Here is a 19,295-nt window from a genome sequence, read left to right as displayed (position 1 = left end):
CCATCCGATAGTTTCTAAACAATGTAGCTAGTCTAACTAGGATTAGCCGCTTGTCTAGCGCAAGCCCACCACGTCACCGGGTACCACCGCATCCACAGCCTCGCGCATGCAACCCAGGAAGTGCATCACCGCTTTGATCTCCTCCACCGACAGCGACTCGGCGGCCTCAAGCATGCGCTTGTGCATCTGGTTAAGGTTGTGCCGCACCTCCTCGTCGGCACCGGGCGTGGGCCGGATGATGACAGCCCGCCGGTCGGAGGGGTGGGGCTCACGCGTCACATGGCCGGCTGCCACCAGGCGGTCAACGAGGCTGGTCATGGACGCGGAGGTGATGCCCAGGCGGGCCGCAAGCTGGGTGGGGCGGATGCCAACGCCGGCAGCTTCCGCATCGATCAGGTACCGAAGCGCCAACAGGTCGGTCTCCCCCATCGCGGCGGAGGAGCGGGTGCGCCTTCTCATGGCACTTTCAGAGGTCCGGAACTCCCTGAGGGCGTTAATGACGTCAACAGCACCGGGCTGCGCGCCCTCGCGGGGTGGGTACCAGTAGCCTTCGCTTGCACCGTGCGGGTTCATGCGAATTCCTTCGATATCCTACTTGCTTGGCCGTCTAACAAACCCATCGTAGCCCACTTGCCGCGGCGGTGGCTCCACGGGTCAACGGCCGAACGGGTACCCGCGGAGGGCCTGCAGGAAAAGTAGAGTACCGGCTACTCGTGCCGCTGCCGCGCGGGCCCAATAGGTTTTTGTGCAACCCCCAAGGCAGTACGGCCACGGGGCAATCGCAGATGGGGGTGCAGGGTGGCTTTTGGCCCGGCAGATAATAAGGGGCCCGACCGGCAAGGGTTCCTGCTGGATTTAGTGACAGGGGCCGACGGCGAGGCAGAGTCCCTGCAAAAACTCGCCGGCGCAGCGGCCCGCTGGATGAGCACCACGGCGGGCACGCCGGTTGAGTGCGCAGCCGTGCTGCACCGGCAACGGTCCTGTACCGTCACAGCCGGAAGCACGGCGGGCACCGCCGCCCTTGCAGCCTCGGAGGACGAGCACGTGGACGGCCCCACGGCACTGGGCTCCGCCTTGGCCGCTCCGACAGTGATCGGCCAGGCAGGCGCACGCTGGCAGGCCTACCGGAAGCGGTTACTGGAGCACGGCCTCGGCGCAGCCCTTGCCCTCCCCTTGGAACTGCAGCCCGGCTCGTCCGCGGCCCTCGTTTTCCTGGGCCCACCCGACTACGGTTTCCCCGCCAGGATCCTCGCTGACGCGTCATGGTTCGGCGAGGTGGCATCGCAGAGCCTGAAACTGGCCCTCGACGTCCACGGCGTGATCCGTGCGGGTGACAACCTCAAGCAGGTACTGGAGAGCAGGACCAGCATAGACGTTGCCTGCGGCGTGCTGATGGCGCAAAACCGCTGCTCCTACGCCGAAGCCTTCAGCAGGCTCGCCGGCACCTCACGGAACCGCAACCTGAAGGTGCGCAGCGTGGCAGACGGCATCCTGAAGGCGATGCCCAGTGGTGCGCCCAGAACCCGTTTCGAACCCCCGGCGATTGCCTAGGAACTGCTGCGCACCTTCCTTGTGGTCCGCGGGAGCTATGCCTGGTGCCGCGACCGCGCCCTGATAAGTCCGGCCGCCACGAGTCCTGCACATCCGAGTGAAGCCAGCATGCCGCCGAGAGCCACGATGTAATCGGTGATGGTCATTGTCCTGCGCTCCTTCCGTCCTGCCTCCGTACTGCCTGATCCGCCCAAACTACGCGGCGAAACTCAGTGTTCGCTGAAGAATCGCCAGCAGCTTTGGTCAAGATCCGGTCACGGGGCATGCGGAAATCCACATGGTTTAGGCGTGCAATCTTTCCTTTATCACGGTGTTCCGTATTATTCATGCATGTGGACTAAACAAAGCCAGAGCTTCTGCCCCACCTGCGGCAGGACCACCAATCACGTCACCCACTTCCAAAAGGACGACGCCGGTTCCCTGGTTGCGGACGTTCGCTGCGCTGAATGCCCCGAGGTCGCCGGAGCGGTCGCCTAGGAAGGTTCGTTCCCCGAAGACTGCAGCCCCGGGCGCACGGCATGAGGACGGACGACGGCGAAGATCACCATGGCGGCTGCCTGCACTGCCGTGACGGTGATGGCCAGGGCAGGGATTGAGTACTCGTACAGCACACCGATGAGGAAGCTCCCGGCCAGCCAGGCGAGGCCGTAGCACGCAGTGAACATTCCATAGGCGCTCCCCCGCCGTGCCGCCGGAGCCAAGCCCGCCACGCCTGCCCGCATGGTGCTTTCCTGGACGCCCATGGCCGCTCCCCACACCAGCATGCCCGTGACCGCGAGCGCCGTGTTGTTGCTAAAGCCCAGCCACGGCACCGCAGCCGCCAGGACGGGCAGGACCAGGAGGACTTTCAGCCCCACCCGGTCAAAGAGCCAACCGGAGGCCAGGGCGGCCACGGCGTCCACTCCCATGGCCGCGGCGTAGAGGACAGGGACCACCGCCGGCGGGAGGAGCCCGGTGGCCACCAGGTGGAAGGACAACAGCCCGAACGTTGCATAGCCGAACATGGTCAGGCTGCTGAACGCGGCATACAGCCAGTACTGCCGGGGCATGGGAACAGCCTTCACGGAAGCGGGACCGGGTCCGCCAGGAGCAGGGAGCGCGGTGGCCGGTGATGCGTCCGCCGCCTCGTAAACGGCCGGCTCCGGGACCCTTCGCCGCAGCCGGAAGAGAATCAGCATGGCCGCCAGGCCTGGAACAGCAAGCAGCAGGAACCCCGGACCATAACTGCCCGACAACGCCAGGGCCACCCCCACCAGCAGCGGCCCCAGCAGCGCTCCCACCTGGTCCAGCGCCTCGTGCAGTGCGAACGCCTTGCCCTGGCCCAGCGCCGAACCTGCCTCGGCCAGCATGGTGTCCTTCGCCGGGCTCCGGACGGCCTTGCCCAGCCGTTCCGCCAGGACCAGGAGGCAGGCAACCCAGAGCGCGTCAGTGATTCCCAGCAACGGCACGGACACGGCCGTCAGCGCGTACCCGCTGATCGCCAGTGCCCACCGCAGCCCGGGCCTGTCCGCCAGCCGCCCGAACACCAGGCGAAGGACCAGGGCCACAGCCTCCCCGGCGCCGGTGACCACGCTGACCAGGAGCGCGGACGCGCCCAGCGCACCGAGGAACGGGCCGGTAACACTCCGTGCGCCCTCGTACACCATGTCCATCAGCGCGCTGATGATCCCGAAGACCAGGATGAAGCGGATGGCGGTCATGGGCGCCGCGGGAACGCTCCCGGCGGCGCTAGCGCTGGTGGGCATACTCCCGGACCTGCTTCACCGCACGATCAGCCACGGCACCATTCTGCCCGCCACCGTTCTGTCCGGCACCGTTCTGTCCGGCACCGTTCTGCCTGGCACCGCGCGAGCGGGCCCGGCGCACGCGGGCGCCGCGGCGCACGGGGGGAACAGTTCCTTCCGGACGGGTCACGGCAAGGATCACCCCAATCCCGGCCAGGGAGGAGACCATGGCTGAACCGCCGTAGGAGATGAACGGAAGCGGCACGCCGATCACGGGCAGCAGCCCGCTGACCATGGCGATGTTGATCACGGCCTGGCCCAGGATCCACGTGATCACGCTGCAGGCCACGGTCCTCGAGAACGTGTCCGTGGTGCGGGCAATGGTCTTGAACACGGCAATGGCCAGGATGGCGAACAGGCCCAGCACCAGGAGCGAACCGGCCAGGCCCAGTTCCTCGCCGAGGATTGAGAAGATGAAGTCGTTGTGGGCTTCCGGGATCCAGTTCCATTTCTGCCGGCTCTGCCCCAGGCCCACGCCGAACCAGCTGCCGGAGGCCAGGGCATAGGCGCCGTGCTGCGCCTGGTAGCCCATGCCCTGCGCGTCCTCGTCGGAGCCCATGCCCAGCCAGGAGGAGATCCGGCCCATCCTGTTGCCGCTGGTGGCTGCGAGTACCAGGGCGCCCGCCGCGCAGATCAGGCCGGCCACGGAGAACACCTTCATCCGCACGCCGCCGTAGAACATGGTGGCGGCGAGGATCATCATGATGATCATGGTGGTGCCAAGGTCGTGCCCCAGCGCCACGATGCCCATGATCAGTGCTCCGGCTGGTCCCAGCGGGATGACCGCGTGCTTCCACTGCCCCAGCAGGGCCTGCTTCCGGTCCAGGATCCCGGCGCCCCAGACAATCAGCGACAGTTTGGCGAACTCGGACGGCTGCGCGGTGAAGCCTCCCACGCTCAGCCAGTTCCGGTTGCCGTTCACGGACATGCCCAGCGGCGTGAACACCAGCACCAGGGCAAACAGGGAACCGATCAGCAGCGGCCAGCCCAGCCAGCGGATCCGCCGCACGGACATGCGCGCCAGCACCAGCATGATCACCACGCCGGCCACGGTCCACATGGCCTGCTTCAGGGGAAGATCGTACGGATTGTTTCCTGCCGCCACGGATTCCACGGACGACGCCGATGCCACCTCCACGAGTCCGATCGCCGAGAGCGTGAGGACCACCGCCAGGATCAGCGGCCGGAGGCGTCCCGGGGAGTCGTCCTCCAGCCACACCGCCAGTTTGCCCAACCCGCGCCGGGCAGGACGGCCCGTCCCGCGCTGCTTTTGTCCTGTATTCATCTGTCCGTTCCTCAGCCTGCACACCAGGGCTTCCCCCATGGCCGGGCCCACCTCCGGGGCGGGTACCGCCGAGAAGAAAGAGTACGCCCCTGCGCCCGGTGCACGGCACCGGGACACCCGCCAGCCCAAGTGTTCTGGGCGAATTGCCAGCTTGGGCGTGTAGCGTAGCGGAAACCTGTCCCCTCCCGAAGGTCATTTTGTCGTGTTCGGTTCCAAAAAATCCCCCGGCCCGGAACAGGAAGCCGCCAGCCCCGCCGCCTACCCAGGCCAAGGCGAGCTGTACGCGGCCAGTTCCCGCCGCCGTCGCCCCTTCCGCCGTGCCCCGCGCTGGGTCAAGGCCGTCACCGCACTGGTGTCGGTGCTGCTCCTGGGCGTCCTGGCGTTCGGCGGCTACTGGGCTTGGCGCCTGCAGTCCAACATCAGCACCTCGGAGCTGACCGCCGGCGGCCAGCGCACCGAGGGCGCCGTGAATGACAGCACCGACCGTCTGCAGATTTTGGTGCTGGGCTCAGACACGCGGGAAGGCAACAACAGCCAGTTCGGCACGGCGGACCAGTCCTCCGGCTACGGGCAGTCGGACGTGATGATGCTGCTGGATATCTCGGCGGACAACAAGCACGTCAACGTCATCAGTTTCCCCCGTGACCTGCTGGTGGACGTGCCCGCGTGCACGGATTCCAAGACCAACCAGAAGTATCCCGAGCAGAAGAGCGCCATGATCAACAGCGCCATGGCCCAGGCCGGCATCGGCTGCGCCGTCGACACGGTGAACAAGCTCACGGGCCTGGAAGTGGACCACTTCATGATGGCTGACTTCAACGCCGTGAAGGAGCTCTCCAACGCAGTGGGCGGCGTGGAGGTCTGCGTCACCGCCGCCGTCAACGATCCCGATTCGCACCTGACGCTGCCCGCTGGCAAGTCCCAGGTGCAGGGCGACCAGGCGCTGGCGTTCCTGCGCACCCGGCACGCCTTCGCCAACGGCGGAGACCTGGGCCGCATCCAGGCCCAGCAGGGCTTCCTGGCCTCACTGAGCCGCAAGCTCAAGTCCGAGGGAACCCTGGGCAACCCGCAGAAGACGCTGACCATCGCCGATACCATCACCAAGAACCTGACGGTCGATTCGGGATTGTCCTCCATCCCGTCGCTGCTCACCATCGCCAACCGGCTGAAGAACATCGATCCAGCCAACATCAACTTCATTACCACCCCCACGGTGCCGTCGCCGCAGGACCCCAACCGGCTGACCCTCGATGAACCGGCGGCGTCCAACTTCTTCGCCGCCCTGCGCAACAGCCCGGACCTGAGCCAGCCTGCCCCCGAGGCGCCCACGGAGACGCCCGCAACACCCGCCGCCCCGGCCTACGACAAGTCGCTGCAGCCGGTCTCCATCGCCAACGGCACCGGGGTCACGGGCCGGAGCAACGCGATTGCCGGCCTGCTCTCGGATGCCGGTTTCACCAAACTGACCAAGTTGCAGGCCCAGGCGCAGAGCCAGACCATGGTCTATTACTCCGCCGGGTTCGAGGACGTCGCTGCCGATGTGGCAGCACTGTTCGGCCTGCCGGCCACCAGCGTCCAGCAGGTGGCGAACATCCAGGGCGTGCAGCTGTACGCCGGCACGGACTTTGCCACCGGCGACAAGCCCGCTGCACCGCCGTCGTCCGCTGACTCCTCCGGCAGCGTGGTGGCGCAGACCGGCAGCGACCAGACCTGCCAGTCAGCCAACCCCACCGGCTACTAAACCAGCCCACGCAAGGGATCCATTTTTGCCTGAATACAGCAACGGCTGTACTTTGGGAGGATGCAGACACTCACCCATGCGCCCGTGCTGGCCCGCTTCGGCTATGCGGTCTCGGACCCCACCCGTGCGCGGGTGCTGTTGGCTCTTGCAGAGTCGCCGTCCTATCCCTCGGACCTGGCGGACAGCCTGAAGGTGTCCCGCCAAAGCATGTCCAACCACCTCACCTGCCTGCGTGGCTGCGGCCTGGTGGTTGCCGTGCCGGATGGGCGGCGGAGCCGGTACGAGCTGGCGGACGCGCGGATCGGTCATGCCATCAAGGACCTGCTGAACGTTGTCCTGGCTGTTGACCCTGCGTGCTGCGCGCCTGACGGGGAGTGCCTGGCGTGACCGGGGCACCTACTGAACCCAGCACGGATCGCCGGCGGATTCTGACCCGGCGGATCAGGCTCTTGGCAGCAGCCACCATCACCTACAACATCATTGAGGCCATCGTGGCACTGTGGGCCGGCGGCGCGGCTGATTCCTCCGCGCTGATCGGCTTCGGCCTGGATTCCGTGATCGAAGTGGCCTCCGCCGTGGCGCTGTCCTGGCAGTTCTCTGCCAAGGACCCCGAGCGGCGCGAGCATCTGACGCTGCGAATCATCGCCGTTTCCTTCTTCGCCCTGGCCGCCTTCGTGGCGGTGGATGCCATCCGGTCGTTGGTCGGGGCCGGGGAAGCGCAGCATTCGGTGCCGGGCATCATCATTGCGGCATTGAGCCTGGCCATCATGCCCATCCTGTCCTGGGCGCAGCGCCGTGCCGGGCGGGAACTTGGCTCCAGGACGGCTGTAGCGGACTCCAAGCAGACGCTGTTGTGCACGTACCTCTCCGCAGTGCTGCTGGTGGGCCTGGTCCTGAACAGCAGCCTGGGCTGGTGGTGGGCCGACGCCGGAGCAGCACTTGTCATCGCCGCCATTGCCGTCCGTGAAGGCATCAACGCCTGGCGCGGGGACTCCTGCTGCGCTGTTCCGCCCCGCGTGGACGCGTTGGAAGAAAGTACGGGCTGCTGCCCGGGCTGCTCCGCGTCCAGTCCCGCGTCCGCTTCTGCCGTCGGACAGCCCCTGGGCCTGCCAACCTTCAGGAAAGACGGGTTTTCAGGCAGCGGACAGAGGACCAGCGGCACTTAGCCTGCTGACGCCCCTACGGATGCCCGGGAAGGGCCGGCGGAGGAAGGCACGACGGCGGGCTCCAGCTTCCGGTTCGCCCAGAGCCGGAGCGGCCGCTCAACGAAGCGGAAGGACGCGTACGCCAGCAGCACGGTGAAGGCTGCGGTCAGGGCGATGCGGAGCGGAAGGGCCGGGATGAGGGGCATCAGCAGCAGGTAGACCGGCAGGTGCCAGAGGTACATGGCGTAGGAAAGATCGCGGCCCGGGCGGGCCAGCCAGGGATGGCTGAGGATGCGCGACAGGAAACCGGCAGGCTGCAGGACCAGCGAGCCGATCAAGACGGCCGAGATCAGCGCGAGCGCCGTGGGGCCCACCGTCCAGAACGTGTTGAACCAGGCTCCGGGGGTATCGGGCTCCTTCAGCAGGAACAGCGCGGCCACCAGGGCCAGGCCGGCAAGCGGGGCACCCCAGCGGGCCACCGATGCCATGGCGTTGTGCAGCCGGGAACCCTGCCGCACCGCGGTGAACAGCAGCGCCAGCGCGCAGCCGATCAGCAGTTCGTCGGCCCGGGTGTCCGGGCCGTTGTAGATGCGGTCCAGCGGCTTGCCCGCGTTGACCAGCAGGAACCGGTTCAGCACGAAGCCTGCGGCCAGGGCCACGGTGGCGATGGCTGTGGTGCGGACCTTCCAGAACCGGAGCATCACCAGCAACAGCAGCGGCCACACCAGGTAGAACTGCTCCTCCACGGCCAGCGTCCACGTGGGGCCCAGGGTTTCGCCGGCAATGGAGTCGCCGAACATGCCAAAGTGCGCCAGGTTCATCACGTAGCCGGCAGCGGGTAGGACAAACCCCGCCTGCCCGCCCCAGCCTGAGTCGGGAAACACGACGCCTGCCGCCACGATCACAGCGCAAAGGGTCAACAGCGCCGGCCAGAGGCGGGCCAGGCGCTTGGCGTAGAAGATGCCCAGGTGCAGCCTGCCGGTGGCGATCCGTTCCTTCATGATCAGCAGCGTGATCACAAAGCCGCTGAGCGTGAAGAACACGTCCACGCCGATGGAGCCACCCGGCATGGACTCGGTTGCCGTATGGAAGAAAAACACGCCGGCAACGGCGATGATCCGGAGCCCGTCCAGGGCATGCTTGCGCCCGGCGAGGAGCCCTGTTCCGGGCGCCGCCGGACCTGCTGGTGCTGACAAATTTGCGCTGCTTGACCTCAAAACCACTAAGCAAGCATATATAACGTTTCCATAACTGCGCTGTACGGCAGCTGGGCGGCGGCTGGCAAGAGAGGGTCCAGAGCGCCCTTGTGGAGGCTGGCCGCCGCTTCTACATTGAAGGCATGGTGGACCAGGACATGGCAGAAGACCTCGAAGAGCTTGTGGACCTCATCGCCGGAATGGAGGACATCAAATCCGTCCTCGACGACCTCACCGGATATGCGGCGGCCACCATGACCAGCACCACGGGAGAGCCCATCGAGTGCGCCGTTACCCTGCACCGCCGCAAACGCACCGCCACCATCGGCGGCAGCAGCAGCAGGGCCGTGGTGCTGGACCGGATTGAACAATCGCTGGGAGACGGGCCCTGCATCGAGGCCCTCGAAACCGGGGTTCCTGTCCTGCTGGATGACGTGTCCTCGGACCCGCGGTGGCCTGAGTACCGCACGGCGCTTTCCGCCGCGGGCGTCGCCAGCTCGCTGGGCGTACCCATGAAACTGGATAACGACGCCGGCGCGGTCCTCGATTTCTTTGCTCCCGTCAGCGGACTCTTCAGTGAGCGGGCGGTCGCCGACGCGGCGAGGTTCGGCGACATGGCGGGCAAGGCGCTCCGGCTGGCCGTGCGGATCGCATCAGCGGAGCAGCGCGCCGACAACCTGAAAGCCGCGATGGACACCAGGACCGTCATCGACCTGGCCTGCGGGATCATCATGGCGCAAAACAAGTGCACCAAGGACGAAGCGTTCGACGTCCTCCGCAGCGCCTCCAACAGCAGGAACCAAAAGCTCAACGAGCTCGCCGAGGGACTGGTGAACCGCTTCTCAGGCCGCAAGGATGCGAAGGCCCACTTCGACGACTGAAGAGTCCGTGGCCCGGGGGCCAGCGACGCTGCTGGTCCCCGGAGTGTAAGACGGGATGTGGCCCACCCCCGAAAATTGGATACCCTGGGCCACATCCGCGTCGGCTTCACGGACGGTCACATGCCTGGGAATGGTTGGCCAGCGGCCCGGAGCGAGTCGGGGTGGCGGTGGAGAAGGGTTCCTTAGGCAGCAACAGATGGGCCGTCTGCCTGACCCGGGGATCAGCCTAACAAACCCGTGCCGCCGGGCAATAGGGTGCGGTCCCGCAGTTTTTGCTCAACTTCCTGCGATTAATGCATCCGTGGCGCCCGGATGGCTCATGAACGCTTCACCGCCCCAATTTGCCGAACCACGTGCCGAGGGCCTCGGTGAGCCCGTCCGCTGATCCCTCGCCCACCCAGGCCACGTAGCCGTCGGGCCGGACCAGGACTGCCGTTGGCGGGGCAACCGCGCCCAGCACGGGAAGCTGCCACGCGCCGTCGTACGTTGCCTTGACATGCTGCACGTATTTGGCCCATGCGCCAGGTTCCAGCCCCGGGCCACCGAATTCCAGCAGCACCGGACGGCCCCGGTGCAGTAACCCGTACACCCTGGCCGGCCCGGCGCCAGTGGTGATGTCCAGGTCCGGCATCCGGCGGCCCAGCAGCGGGTGGCCCGGACCCAGGTCGTAGGCGACGTCGAGCCCGGTGATGAGTGCCGCGATCGGAGCTCCCGCACCGTCAACGCGGAGCACCTCGCCGAGCAGGTCGCGCAGGGCTTCCTGCCGCGGATCGGACTTCTGAAAGAGGGACTGGGCCATGGTGTACTTGAGCGCCCGCTCCCCCGCCGGGTGGCGCTCCGCGTGGTAGGTGTCCAGCAGCCCGGCGCCGGAGATGCCCTGCAGCACCTGCCCCAGCTTCCAGCCCAGGTTGACGGCGTCCTGCAGCCCCAGGCCGATGCCCAGCCCGCCCGTGGGTGAATGGACATGGGCGGCATCACCGGCCAGCAGCACCCGGCCCTTCCGGTAGGACTCCGATTGCCGGGTGGCGTCCGTGAAGCGCGACAGCCACGTGGGGCTGTGGACCCCGAAGTCGGTGCCGAACACGTCCGTCAGTGCCTGGCGCAGCTCCGCCAGGGTCGGCTCGGTGGCCGGGCCGAGGGAGCCTTCGGTCACCACCACCCGGACCACACCGCCGCCCATCGGGTACAGCCCATGAATACCGCGCCCGTCCACCTTCCCCTGCTGAACGGGTTCCCCCGCCACCTCCACCTCCGCGATCAGGCTGCTCCGCGTCGCGTCCGGACCCACCATCGGAATGCCCGCCGCCCGCCGCACCATGCTGCGGCCGCCGTCGGCACCCACGACGTAGCGGGCACGCACAGGTCCGCCGGCGGCAAGCTGGACCTCCACGCCGTCGTCGTCCGCCGAAACTCCGGTGACCTCCACGCCGCGCCGGATCTCCACGCCCAGCTCCTCCACCCACGCCAGCAGCAGCCGCTCGATGTGGTTCTGGAACAACGCCAGCGTGTAGGGGTGGCGCGTGGGCAGCCCGCCCAGGTCCAGCTGTGTGTTGCCGAAGGAGGCCGTCTGGACAGTCTTCCCCGCGGCGAGGAAGCGCTCCGCGATGCCGCGCTGGTCCAGCAGCTCAATAGTGCGCGAATGGATTCCGCCGCCGCGCGAGCCGGCCAGCTCCTGGGAGGCCCGGCGCTCCAGGACAACCGCGTCCACTCCCGCCAGCCGCAGCTCCCCCGCCAGCATCAACCCCGTGGGCCCGCAGCCCACAATCACCGCATCATGCATACCGTCCCCGTTCTGTTCGACGGCCAGTATGCGGCCGGGCGGGGGCCTTGCGGCAAGGCCCCCACTGCGAGGTACCTTGGAAATGCGGGGAGATTTTGCGTGCTGTTGTCGATTTGTGCGTCCCGTGCACGTCGTATGGGTAGGAGCCCGGTGAAGGGGCTCTGCACAAACGGCAAAGGAGCATGACATGTCCAAGTATTTGATCCTGATCTACCAGGACGAGGCCGTGGCCCGGCAGGCCGAAGGGGAATCCATCAGCGCCAGCTATCAGGAGTTCCAGCAACGGCGCGGCGCGTCCCTGCTCGGCGGCGCAGCCCTGCATCCCTCCTCCACGGCGACGTCAGTCCGCCGCGACGGGGCCGGCGGGTTCCTGGTCACGGACGGCCCGTTCGCCGAGTCGAAGGAAACCCTGGGCGGCTATTACCTCATCGAGGCAGCTGACCTCGATGAGGCGCTTGAGATCGCCATGGAAGTTCCGGCCGGCGTCGGAGTTGAGGTGTGGCCCGTACGGGTGGCGAACTGATGCCGGAGGCCGCCAGCCCGGAGGTTGCCGCGGCGGTCGCTGACGCGCACCGCCGTGAATGGGCCTTCGTCCTGGCGGCCACCGTCCGTGCTGCCGGCAGCATCGATGCCGCCGAGGAAGCCGTCCAGGAGGCGTACGCCAGCGCGTTGGCCACCTGGGGAACGAGCGGCATTCCCCGGAACCCGGGGGCGTGGCTCACGGTGGCGGCACGACGGCGGGCCCTGGACATGCAGCGGCGTGCGGCCACAGCGCAACGGGCGCTGCCCAAGCTGCTTGGGCGGGAGGATGACGACGGCGGCCTGCCGGACATGGCGCCCGAAGAGGTCACCGACGACCGGCTCCGGCTCATCTTCACCTGCTGCCATCCAGCCCTGGCACTCGACGCCCGGGTGGCCCTGACGCTGCGGCTGCTGTGCGGGCTGTCCACGGCCGAGGTGGCACGGGCGTTCCTCGTCCCCGACGCCACGATGGCGGCCCGCATCACCCGTGCCAAGAAGAAGATCGCGGCGGCCAATATCCCGTACCGGGTGCCGCCGGCAGGCGAGCTGCCCGGGCGGCTGGATGGCGTGCTGTCGGTGGTGTACCTGGTGTACACCACCGGGCACACCGCTCCGTCGGGCGCTGACCTGATGCGCCGGGACCTCGCCGACCGCGGGCTGGAATTGGCCAGGATGCTGCGCGTCCTGCTGCCCGGGGACCGCGACGTGGCCGGACTCCTGGCCCTGGTCCTGCTCACCGGGGCCCGCACGGACGCTCGGGTCGATGACCAGCATGACGTGGTTCTCCTGGAGAACCAGGACCGGTCCAAGTGGGACCGGCAGGCCATCGCGGAAGGCGTGGCGCTCCTGCGGGAGTCACTTGCCGGACGGCCTCCGGGGCGTTTCGCCCTCATGGCGGCGATCGCAGCCGTGCATGACGAGAGCCCGTCCTGGCTGGACACCGACTGGCAGGAAATCCTGGGTCTCTACGACTTGCTCATGGACAGGTGGCCGTCCCCGGTGGTCCGGCTCAACCGCGCCATCGCCCTGGGGTTCGCGGTGGGTTACGCGGATGGCCTGGCGGAACTTGACGTCCTGGGAGGCGACCCTCAGCTGGCCCGCTACCCGTATCTGGCTGCCGCACGCGGGGATTTCCTGGTCCGGCTTGGCCGCCCGGAGGAGGCACGGGTGGCGTTCGAGGAGGCGCTGATCCTCACGGACAACGACGCTGAACGCCGGTTCCTCCATGGCCAGTTAGACGAACTGACTGGTTAGCGCCCGGTAAGGAGCCTGTTACACAACAAAGGGAAGGCCCCTCCTAGGAGGGGCCTTCAACGTAGTAGTCATTTGTCTTCTGATATCGGTCAGCGGTGATGCGCAATCCCCCTTCCCGGACGCCCCCGGCGCCCATCCGGACTATGACGCGTTCCACTTTAATAAGCTGCTGCCAGTGCGTAAAGACCCTAATCAAGAAAATAAAGCACGACGGCGGTGGGCTGGGCGCTGGAAAGAGGTCTGGCGACCGCGGCTCCTTTGTTCTATAACTAATAGAACAAAGGTAAGAAGGTGAAGGGCGTTGATCCTGAACGTCGATCTGGCTGCTGATCTGCCGATCTACCAGCAGATCCGGGACCAGATCGTGGAAGCAATCGCACACGGCGCACTGACCGAAGGCAGCCCGCTGCCGCCCACCCGGACGCTCGCCGCCGATTTCGGCATCAACTTCCACACCGTCAACAAGGCCTACGATCTCCTTCGCCAGGAGGGGCTGATCCGTCTCAGCCGCGGTACTGGGGCTGTAGTGACCGCGGCGGCCACCGACCAGCTCCTTCCGTCCGACTGGACCGCGAGGGCCAGGACGCTCCTGGCGGAGGCCGTGGCCCGCGGAATGCCCGCCGACGACGTGCTCCAGGCCTGCCGGACCCTGCTCGATTCATTTGGTGCCGCGGATCAGGAGGACACGCGATGATTGTTTCCGCCGTTCTGGGCTTTGTACTGCTGGGGTTGGTTCTCCTGCTGGCATTGGTGCTGCCGTCCGTCACCAGCAACACCATCCCCTTCGGAGTCCGGATCCCGTCCCGGTATGCCGCCGATCCGGTCATCACCGGGCAGGCGCACTTGTACCGGCGGCGCGTCCTGATCTGCGGGGGCATCATTGCGGCAGCCGGCGTGATCAGCGTGGCGGTGACCGGGCAACCCCTGCTGCTGCCGTTGTCGGTACTGGTGCTGGTGGCCACCTGGTACGGCTGCTTCTTTCTGGCCCACCAGGAGATCCGGTCAGCGAAGCTTGCCGGCGGCTGGTTCGAAGGCCTGCACCAGGGCATCGCCGTGGACACGGAACTAAGGACCAATCCCCCGCGGTTCCCCTGGCTCTGGTTGGCACCGGCCGCGGTCATCACGGCCTCCACCGCCGTGATTGGCATCCTGATGTACCCGTCCATGCCCCAGACCCTCGCCGTGCACTTTGGCGCCAACGGTGTCCCCAACAGGATGGAAGCGAAGTCGGTGGGGGCGGCCTTTTCCCTGGTCTTCCTGCAGCTGGGCCTCACAGCATTCCTGGCGGGCATTGCGGCGGCCATCGTCCGCAGCAGGCCCGACCTCGACCCGGCGCGCCCCATGGGATCCTCGCGCTGGGCCCGGCACTATATGACATTGGGCGCCAAGGCCCTGCTCGGACTGGTGGCCATGATTGATCTGGGCCTGTTGGGCTCGTCACTGCTGATGTGGACCGGAACGGTGACCCGGTGGGCGCCGCTGGTGATCGTGATCCCGGTCCTGGCTTCCGTGGCTGCAACCGTTGCGGTCCTGGCCAGGAACAACAGGGACCGCAGCGAAAATGGGGAGGACACGGGCCTGACCCACCGCGACGATGACAGGTATTGGCGCGGCGGTCTGATCTACGTCAACCGGGAGGACCCGGCGCTGCTGGTGCCCCGCCGGTTCGGCATTGGATGGACATTGAACTTCGGGAACCCCAGGGCCTCGATGTTGCTGGCTGGAGTGGTTGCGCTGATCGGCTTGGTGCTTGCCCTTCGCTTCGGCGGCTGAGGTCATACAGCGGCGGCATCCGCCTCGAAACGGCGGAAGCGGCCGTCACACACTGCGCTGTCACGGTGGACGCTCAGCAGCCAACCTTCGGCCATCATGATTCCGACGTTATTTTCGGTGGCTCCGCTGAAGAAGGTTGCGTTCATGTAGTCGTAACTTGTTCCGGATTTCCCTGATGGAAGCCGGGGTCGCGCGGCAAGTTCGCCCGAGGGATACCTGCTGTGACCCCTAATTTCACTTGCCTGAACTTTCTGAATTGCTGCAATCCGTCGAATTTCGAGAAACTCCCGTTGCGCACCAGCCCCATGAAACGCCCCTGCACCAGTATCTCCACACGGTTCCTGATGTTCACCAATCACTTCAATCTACTCAGTGAACATCCCAAGCTGAACATCCCCTAATTTCCAAGACAGGTAGGCAGCCCACACCCCCTAATTTCCAAGACAGGTAGCCAGCCGATATTCCCTTGATTGACCACTCGGCCTAAGTTATTCCCATTCGACGAGGCCGTCAGCAGACGGGCACGTAGCTTTCATCGCCAGGGTGTGAAAAAACAGAGCTGTTTATCATCCCGCAAAGGCTTAAATCGAAAGTATTCCTCAAGCCGCGGGGAACTTTAACTCACGCACTTTAGAGGAGCATCATGCCTAATTACCGAAAGGTTGTCTCGCTAGGCACTGGATTTCATTGTCCGGCAAGCCGCTACGGGTTGAAAGTAAGTTCCTTATGTAGTTCCACTGAAGCCAATAGGGTGCTTGCGCCGATGGCAAGCCCACCTGTTGCGTGGCAGTGCCACGGACCGAGCCTGCACCGCCTCTATGTATAAGCACATGCCTAACGGAAGCCGCATTGTCGCCCTGGTTCCTGCTCACAACGAAGAGGCGCTTATCGTCGCCGCTATCCGCGGCTTGCTCAAGCAAACGGTGCCCCCGAACGAAATCGTCGTTGTGGCAGACAACTGCACTGACGGAACCGTTGCCGCAATTGGAGCCTTACATCACCCCAAGGTCGTTGTCATGGAAACATCCGGGAACCAACATAAGAAAGCTGGAGCGCTCAACCAGGCACTCGCTGTTCTACTTCCCGGTCTGCAAGATGACGATGTCATCCTCGTTCAAGATGCGGACAGCATTTTGAACGACGACTTCGTCCAGAACGCTGCCAGACACCTGTTCGCGGACAAGGGCTTAGGTGCAGTTGGGGGAACATTCAGGGCGGTCCCATGCGTCAAGGACGCATCACCTATGACGCGTTTCCTGGTACATCTCCAGGATAACGAGTACGCACGATATGCCCGTGATGTTCGTCGTCTTCAGGGAAAGTGCTTAGTGGTAACCGGGACGGCAGCAATGTTTCGTGCGGGGACATTGCGAAGAATCAGTGCAGCCCGAATACAGGGGACGTTGCCACCTGGCGACAGTAATGGTGGCGTGTACGACACAACGGTCCTAACCGAAGACAACGAGCTGAGCTTCGCAGTCATGACGATGGGAATGCGGATTTCCGCGCCAAAAGACTGTTTGCTCATAACCGATGCAATGACGACCTGGTCGCAGTTGTGGGCCCAGCGCCTGCGCTGGAAGCGGGGAGCTGTTGAAAACTGTGTTCAATACGGATTTACTCGCGTCACGGCACCCTACTGGTGGCGGCAGGCTCTAAGCATCGCTGGAGTTCTTGTGACGGCGGCCTACATCGGCTCCCTTATCTGGTCCCTTGCCTTCACGGGCGCTATTGTCGTCCTTCCGTTCTGGCTGGCAGTCACTGGGATCTTTGTAGTCGAAAGGGCTGTGACCTTGAAAGACAAGGGGCTCTGGCGAAGGGTTCTCGCAGCCACAATGTACGAGCTTCCGTACGACCTATTCCTACAGGCAACTCATGCACGCGCATACCTGGATAGCGTGCTGAAAACCAAGAAAGTCTGGTGAGTCATGTACAACAACCCAACTTCCGCACTGAGCGCAGGGAGCGTCTCAGCATCTGGAGCCATCATGGCCAGCGGCGCCGACGCCTTTTGGGCAGTTCTGGCAGGATTCGCTATTTTCGCAGCAACCACTGCTGTCTGGCGCATAGTCCCAAGAAAGGAAGGCTGAATTCATTCAGATGTTCCTCCGCGTCAGCCGAGTCAGGAGTTGATTCAGGTGGATTCAGAAGGGAAGCAAGGCCATCCCCGGTTGCTGACTATTGCAGAAGTTGCTTCTGTGACGCGACTTTCCACGGCCACGGTGTATCGCTTGGTACAAGCAAATAGAATTCATGCCTTTCGGTTTGGACGGTCTTATCGCGTGCCGGAGATCGCGGTGGACCAGTACATTGCCCACTCAAGTATCTCCGAAAATACTCATCGATCATCGACCCGCCGCTTTGATGAACGCTAGGGATGCACCGCCGATGCCACTCCGGCGCGCCCCCGCTCAGAGCGAAACGCGCTACAGCGTCCTTCCCCAGTCCCAGGCGCTATCACTGCTCGAAATATATACATCATATTTCTTGAGATGTCTAAGGAACATATGAAACTTCAACTGCCTGCAACCGGGTTCTTAGACCTTGTACAACGGCTGCGCCGCAGATCGAAATCACTTGCCCTTGCCTGCGCTGCCAGCGCACCACGCGTGGCCGCACAGGTTGTCGTAACTGTTGGAGCAGCAACACTTTTGGTCATCGGGGCTCTGCACGCCGCAGGCTCTCCAGGGGGGCAACAAGTGGCAGCAAACCCTGGGCCCGCTGGGGATTTTACGTGGAAAGGGTTCAACTGGAAGAAAAGGGACTGGAATGGTCCACCACAATACAATGAACGTTTCGACGCAAATAATGTGGGCGATCCTGACGCAAAGGGCTTCATTTCGCTCAAGATTACTAATTCGTCTGGCAAGTCGCCCACCGCTGCAGAGTTCCGATCTACGCGCCGAGGATTCGGCTATGGAACATATACCGTGACGGTTGAGAAGAACATAAATCAGCTGCAAAAAGAGGTGGTATGGGGCTGTATGTATACCTACGACCCAGATGTGATCCCCGGATACACCGAGATAGACCTTTGCGAGGCTTCCGCTTGGGGGGGAGGTGGAACTTACGGTGTGTCCTGGCCCGTAACACAGGGACACGGATACTGGCTCGACGCTACGAAGCCTAACGGCGAGGGAAACCGGAAAGTTGATTTTGAGGTCTTCGATAGCCTCATCCTCACTCACAAAATGGTGTGGGAACCTGGAAAGCTCACATTTGAGACATACGCCGGTGAGACTTCAAGCCATCGTTTAGTCCGGCGCACTGTACTGGACGGGCCAACCGTGCCTCAGCCCTCCAAAGAAGCTGTCCATTTTAATTTGTGGGTAATCGACGGAGGTGGGGGCAATCCGGACACGGTAAAACCAGAAACTGTCGTCGTTCGAGACTTTTCTTTCATTCCTTCCTCAAGATGAATATGGCATATAGATCGCCAAAGGCTGGACAGAGGTTTCTTCCCCCTAAAGTTCGTACACACACCATAAGGAGCACAGCCAGTGAGGCGCCAGCTTGTATTCTCCTTTATCTTGGTTCCTCTCATCGCGCTTGGATCGCCCTCCGGCACTGCGACCGAGGTTGGGAAACACCCCAGTTTTCCGGGCAACGGAGGCTTCTCACGAGGGCTGGTGAGTGTAACCTTCGACGATGGATGGGTTAGCCAATACGTCAACGCTCACCCAGTACTGCGAGAAACGGACATACCGGCCACCTACTACATCACTTCAGGTTGTGTTGACGCTGACCCAGCATGTATGACGCATGAACAGATACGCACCCTCGAAGATCAGGGGGATGAGATCGGTTCGCATTCCCAAACCCACCCTCATATGCCCACTCTGTCCGCAGCGGAGCGCAACGTAGAACTGGCTGACAGCAGGACCACTCTGCGCCGTATGTTCGGGCCAACAGTCGCAGCCAACTTCGCTGCTCCCTTCGGTGAGTACGACGATCTCACAATTGGGGCAGCGAAACGCTACTACGGCTCGCAACGCACAACAGACAGCGGATTCAACACCAAGGCCGGATTCAATCGCTACAGGCTGGTCGGGCAAAATGTCCTGGCGCACACGCCGTCTGACTTGGTCAGAGGTTGGATAGAGAGCGCAAAAGCTAACGGCTACTGGTTAATATTGGTCTACCACGAGGTAGGTGAAAACAGGAACGGCGGAGTTTTTCACATTGATACCGCCACATTCAGGGACCAAATGCTAGCTATAAGAAACAGCGGTTTAGCTGCTGTGACAGTGGCTCAAGGCCTCGAAGAATCCACCTTTCAACTCATTGGGAGTGACCGTCAGCCTCCGCAATGACTCCCGTTTTGGCATGCTCAATCGGGGACTTCGTATGCGACCGCCAGAGTGCTTTATGTGACGCACAGCG

Annotated in this window: 20 protein-coding genes; 14 read left to right on the top strand and 6 right to left on the bottom strand. The window is 64.3% G+C overall.

Annotated elements, in window-relative coordinates; all coding sequences use genetic code 11:
- Positions 1 to 54: 54 nt before the first annotated feature.
- Complete coding sequence (locus tag MRBLMD1_RS01810) at positions 55 to 573, bottom strand: MarR family winged helix-turn-helix transcriptional regulator (RefSeq protein WP_159631088.1); 519 nt, start codon at positions 571 to 573, stop codon at positions 55 to 57.
- Between the two features lie 285 nt (positions 574 to 858).
- Here MRBLMD1_RS01810 and MRBLMD1_RS01805 point away from each other — a divergent pair, with 285 nt between their 5' ends.
- Together MRBLMD1_RS01805 and MRBLMD1_RS01800 are read left to right on the top strand one after the other, a co-directional pair.
- Positions 859 to 1,551 carry an ANTAR domain-containing protein gene (locus tag MRBLMD1_RS01805; RefSeq protein WP_236560739.1) on the top strand — a complete coding sequence of 231 codons (693 nt, stop codon included), beginning with the start codon at positions 859 to 861 and terminating at the stop codon, positions 1,549 to 1,551.
- Between the two features lie 330 nt (positions 1,552 to 1,881).
- Positions 1,882 to 2,028, top strand: coding sequence for a hypothetical protein (locus tag MRBLMD1_RS01800; RefSeq protein WP_159631085.1), 147 nt, complete (start codon positions 1,882 to 1,884; stop codon positions 2,026 to 2,028).
- Here the strand turns inward: MRBLMD1_RS01800 and MRBLMD1_RS01795 are convergent.
- Together MRBLMD1_RS01795 and ftsW are read right to left on the bottom strand one after the other, a co-directional pair.
- Positions 2,025 to 3,296, bottom strand: coding sequence for an MFS transporter (locus MRBLMD1_RS01795; protein WP_236560738.1), 1,272 nt, complete (start codon positions 3,294 to 3,296; stop codon positions 2,025 to 2,027). The two genes, MRBLMD1_RS01800 and MRBLMD1_RS01795, sit on opposite strands and share 4 nt — an antisense overlap.
- A complete protein-coding gene (gene ftsW, locus MRBLMD1_RS01790; protein WP_236560736.1) occupies positions 3,280 to 4,620 on the bottom strand; it encodes a putative lipid II flippase FtsW in 1,341 nt (446 codons plus the stop codon). The genes MRBLMD1_RS01795 and ftsW overlap by 17 nt, the downstream gene beginning before the upstream one ends.
- Positions 4,621 to 4,822: 202 nt before the next feature.
- Here ftsW and MRBLMD1_RS01785 point away from each other — a divergent pair, with 202 nt between their 5' ends.
- From MRBLMD1_RS01785 to MRBLMD1_RS01775, 3 genes are read left to right on the top strand one after another with little or no spacing between them, the layout of a single operon-like run.
- Entirely contained in the window at positions 4,823 to 6,361 is a 1,539-nt protein-coding gene (locus tag MRBLMD1_RS01785) for an LCP family protein (RefSeq protein ID WP_224026797.1), read from the top strand.
- Between the two features lie 60 nt (positions 6,362 to 6,421).
- The gene (locus tag MRBLMD1_RS01780) at positions 6,422 to 6,748 is read left to right on the top strand and encodes an ArsR/SmtB family transcription factor (protein ID WP_275179743.1); all 327 of its coding nucleotides are present in this window, start codon (positions 6,422 to 6,424) and stop codon (positions 6,746 to 6,748) included.
- Positions 6,745 to 7,527, top strand: a complete 783-nt coding sequence (locus MRBLMD1_RS01775) for a cation diffusion facilitator family transporter (protein ID WP_364396989.1) — start codon at positions 6,745 to 6,747, stop codon at positions 7,525 to 7,527. Before MRBLMD1_RS01780 ends, MRBLMD1_RS01775 begins: the two co-directional genes overlap by 4 nt.
- On the opposite strand, the gene MRBLMD1_RS01770 is transcribed toward MRBLMD1_RS01775, so the two are convergent.
- Entirely contained in the window at positions 7,524 to 8,702 is a 1,179-nt protein-coding gene (locus tag MRBLMD1_RS01770) for an acyltransferase family protein (RefSeq protein ID WP_364396986.1), read from the bottom strand. The two genes, MRBLMD1_RS01775 and MRBLMD1_RS01770, sit on opposite strands and share 4 nt — an antisense overlap.
- Before the next feature lie 110 nt (positions 8,703 to 8,812).
- On the opposite strand from MRBLMD1_RS01770, the gene MRBLMD1_RS01765 reads away from it, so the two are divergent.
- Positions 8,813 to 9,583, top strand: a complete 771-nt coding sequence (locus MRBLMD1_RS01765) for a GAF and ANTAR domain-containing protein (RefSeq protein WP_364396983.1) — start codon at positions 8,813 to 8,815, stop codon at positions 9,581 to 9,583.
- Between the two features lie 328 nt (positions 9,584 to 9,911).
- Here the strand turns inward: MRBLMD1_RS01765 and MRBLMD1_RS01760 are convergent, their stop codons facing one another.
- Positions 9,912 to 11,363, bottom strand: coding sequence for an FAD-dependent monooxygenase (locus MRBLMD1_RS01760; RefSeq protein ID WP_364396980.1), 1,452 nt, complete (start codon positions 11,361 to 11,363; stop codon positions 9,912 to 9,914).
- 187 nt (positions 11,364 to 11,550) lie between these two features.
- Between MRBLMD1_RS01760 and MRBLMD1_RS01755 the strand changes: the two genes are divergently transcribed.
- The 4 genes from MRBLMD1_RS01755 (at position 11,551) to MRBLMD1_RS01740 (ending at position 14,912) form a co-directional block, all read left to right on the top strand.
- Positions 11,551 to 11,886, top strand: a complete 336-nt coding sequence (locus tag MRBLMD1_RS01755; RefSeq protein ID WP_364396977.1) for a YciI family protein — start codon at positions 11,551 to 11,553, stop codon at positions 11,884 to 11,886.
- Entirely contained in the window at positions 11,862 to 13,139 is a 1,278-nt protein-coding gene (locus MRBLMD1_RS01750; protein WP_364396974.1) for an RNA polymerase sigma factor, read from the top strand. The genes MRBLMD1_RS01755 and MRBLMD1_RS01750 overlap by 25 nt, the downstream gene beginning before the upstream one ends.
- A 301-nt stretch (positions 13,140 to 13,440) precedes the next feature.
- Positions 13,441 to 13,833 carry a GntR family transcriptional regulator gene (locus MRBLMD1_RS01745; RefSeq protein WP_364396971.1) on the top strand — a complete coding sequence of 131 codons (393 nt, stop codon included), beginning with the start codon at positions 13,441 to 13,443 and terminating at the stop codon, positions 13,831 to 13,833.
- Positions 13,830 to 14,912, top strand: a complete 1,083-nt coding sequence (locus tag MRBLMD1_RS01740; RefSeq protein WP_364396968.1) for a DUF1648 domain-containing protein — start codon at positions 13,830 to 13,832, stop codon at positions 14,910 to 14,912. The genes MRBLMD1_RS01745 and MRBLMD1_RS01740 overlap by 4 nt, the downstream gene beginning before the upstream one ends.
- A gap of 2 nt (positions 14,913 to 14,914) precedes the next feature.
- Here the strand turns inward: MRBLMD1_RS01740 and MRBLMD1_RS01735 are convergent, their stop codons facing one another.
- A complete protein-coding gene (locus MRBLMD1_RS01735; RefSeq protein WP_364396966.1) occupies positions 14,915 to 15,058 on the bottom strand; it encodes a hypothetical protein in 144 nt (47 codons plus the stop codon).
- Positions 15,059 to 15,742: 684 nt separating this feature from the next.
- Between MRBLMD1_RS01735 and MRBLMD1_RS01730 the strand changes: the two genes are divergently transcribed.
- From MRBLMD1_RS01730 to MRBLMD1_RS01715, 4 genes are all read left to right on the top strand, one after another.
- On the top strand, positions 15,743 to 16,837 hold the full coding sequence (locus tag MRBLMD1_RS01730; protein ID WP_364396963.1) for a glycosyltransferase family 2 protein: 1,095 nt from the start codon (positions 15,743 to 15,745) through the stop codon (positions 16,835 to 16,837).
- A gap of 213 nt (positions 16,838 to 17,050) precedes the next feature.
- Positions 17,051 to 17,287: a helix-turn-helix domain-containing protein gene (locus MRBLMD1_RS01725; protein ID WP_364396960.1), complete on the top strand. Its 237-nt coding sequence runs from the start codon at positions 17,051 to 17,053 to the stop codon at positions 17,285 to 17,287.
- 117 nt (positions 17,288 to 17,404) lie between these two features.
- The gene (locus tag MRBLMD1_RS01720; RefSeq protein ID WP_364396957.1) at positions 17,405 to 18,331 is read left to right on the top strand and encodes a glycoside hydrolase family 16 protein; all 927 of its coding nucleotides are present in this window, start codon (positions 17,405 to 17,407) and stop codon (positions 18,329 to 18,331) included.
- 81 nt (positions 18,332 to 18,412) lie between these two features.
- Positions 18,413 to 19,225 (top strand): polysaccharide deacetylase family protein, encoded by an 813-nt coding sequence (locus MRBLMD1_RS01715; protein ID WP_364396955.1) that lies wholly within the window; start codon positions 18,413 to 18,415, stop codon positions 19,223 to 19,225.
- Positions 19,226 to 19,295 lie beyond the last annotated feature (70 nt).

It is taken from the genome of Pseudarthrobacter sp. LMD1-1-1.1 (assembly GCF_040676255.1).
Classification (GTDB): Bacteria; Actinomycetota; Actinomycetes; order Actinomycetales; family Micrococcaceae; genus Arthrobacter.
Note: the sequence above shows the minus strand (reverse complement) of the source record. Positions and strands in the feature narration are given on the sequence as shown.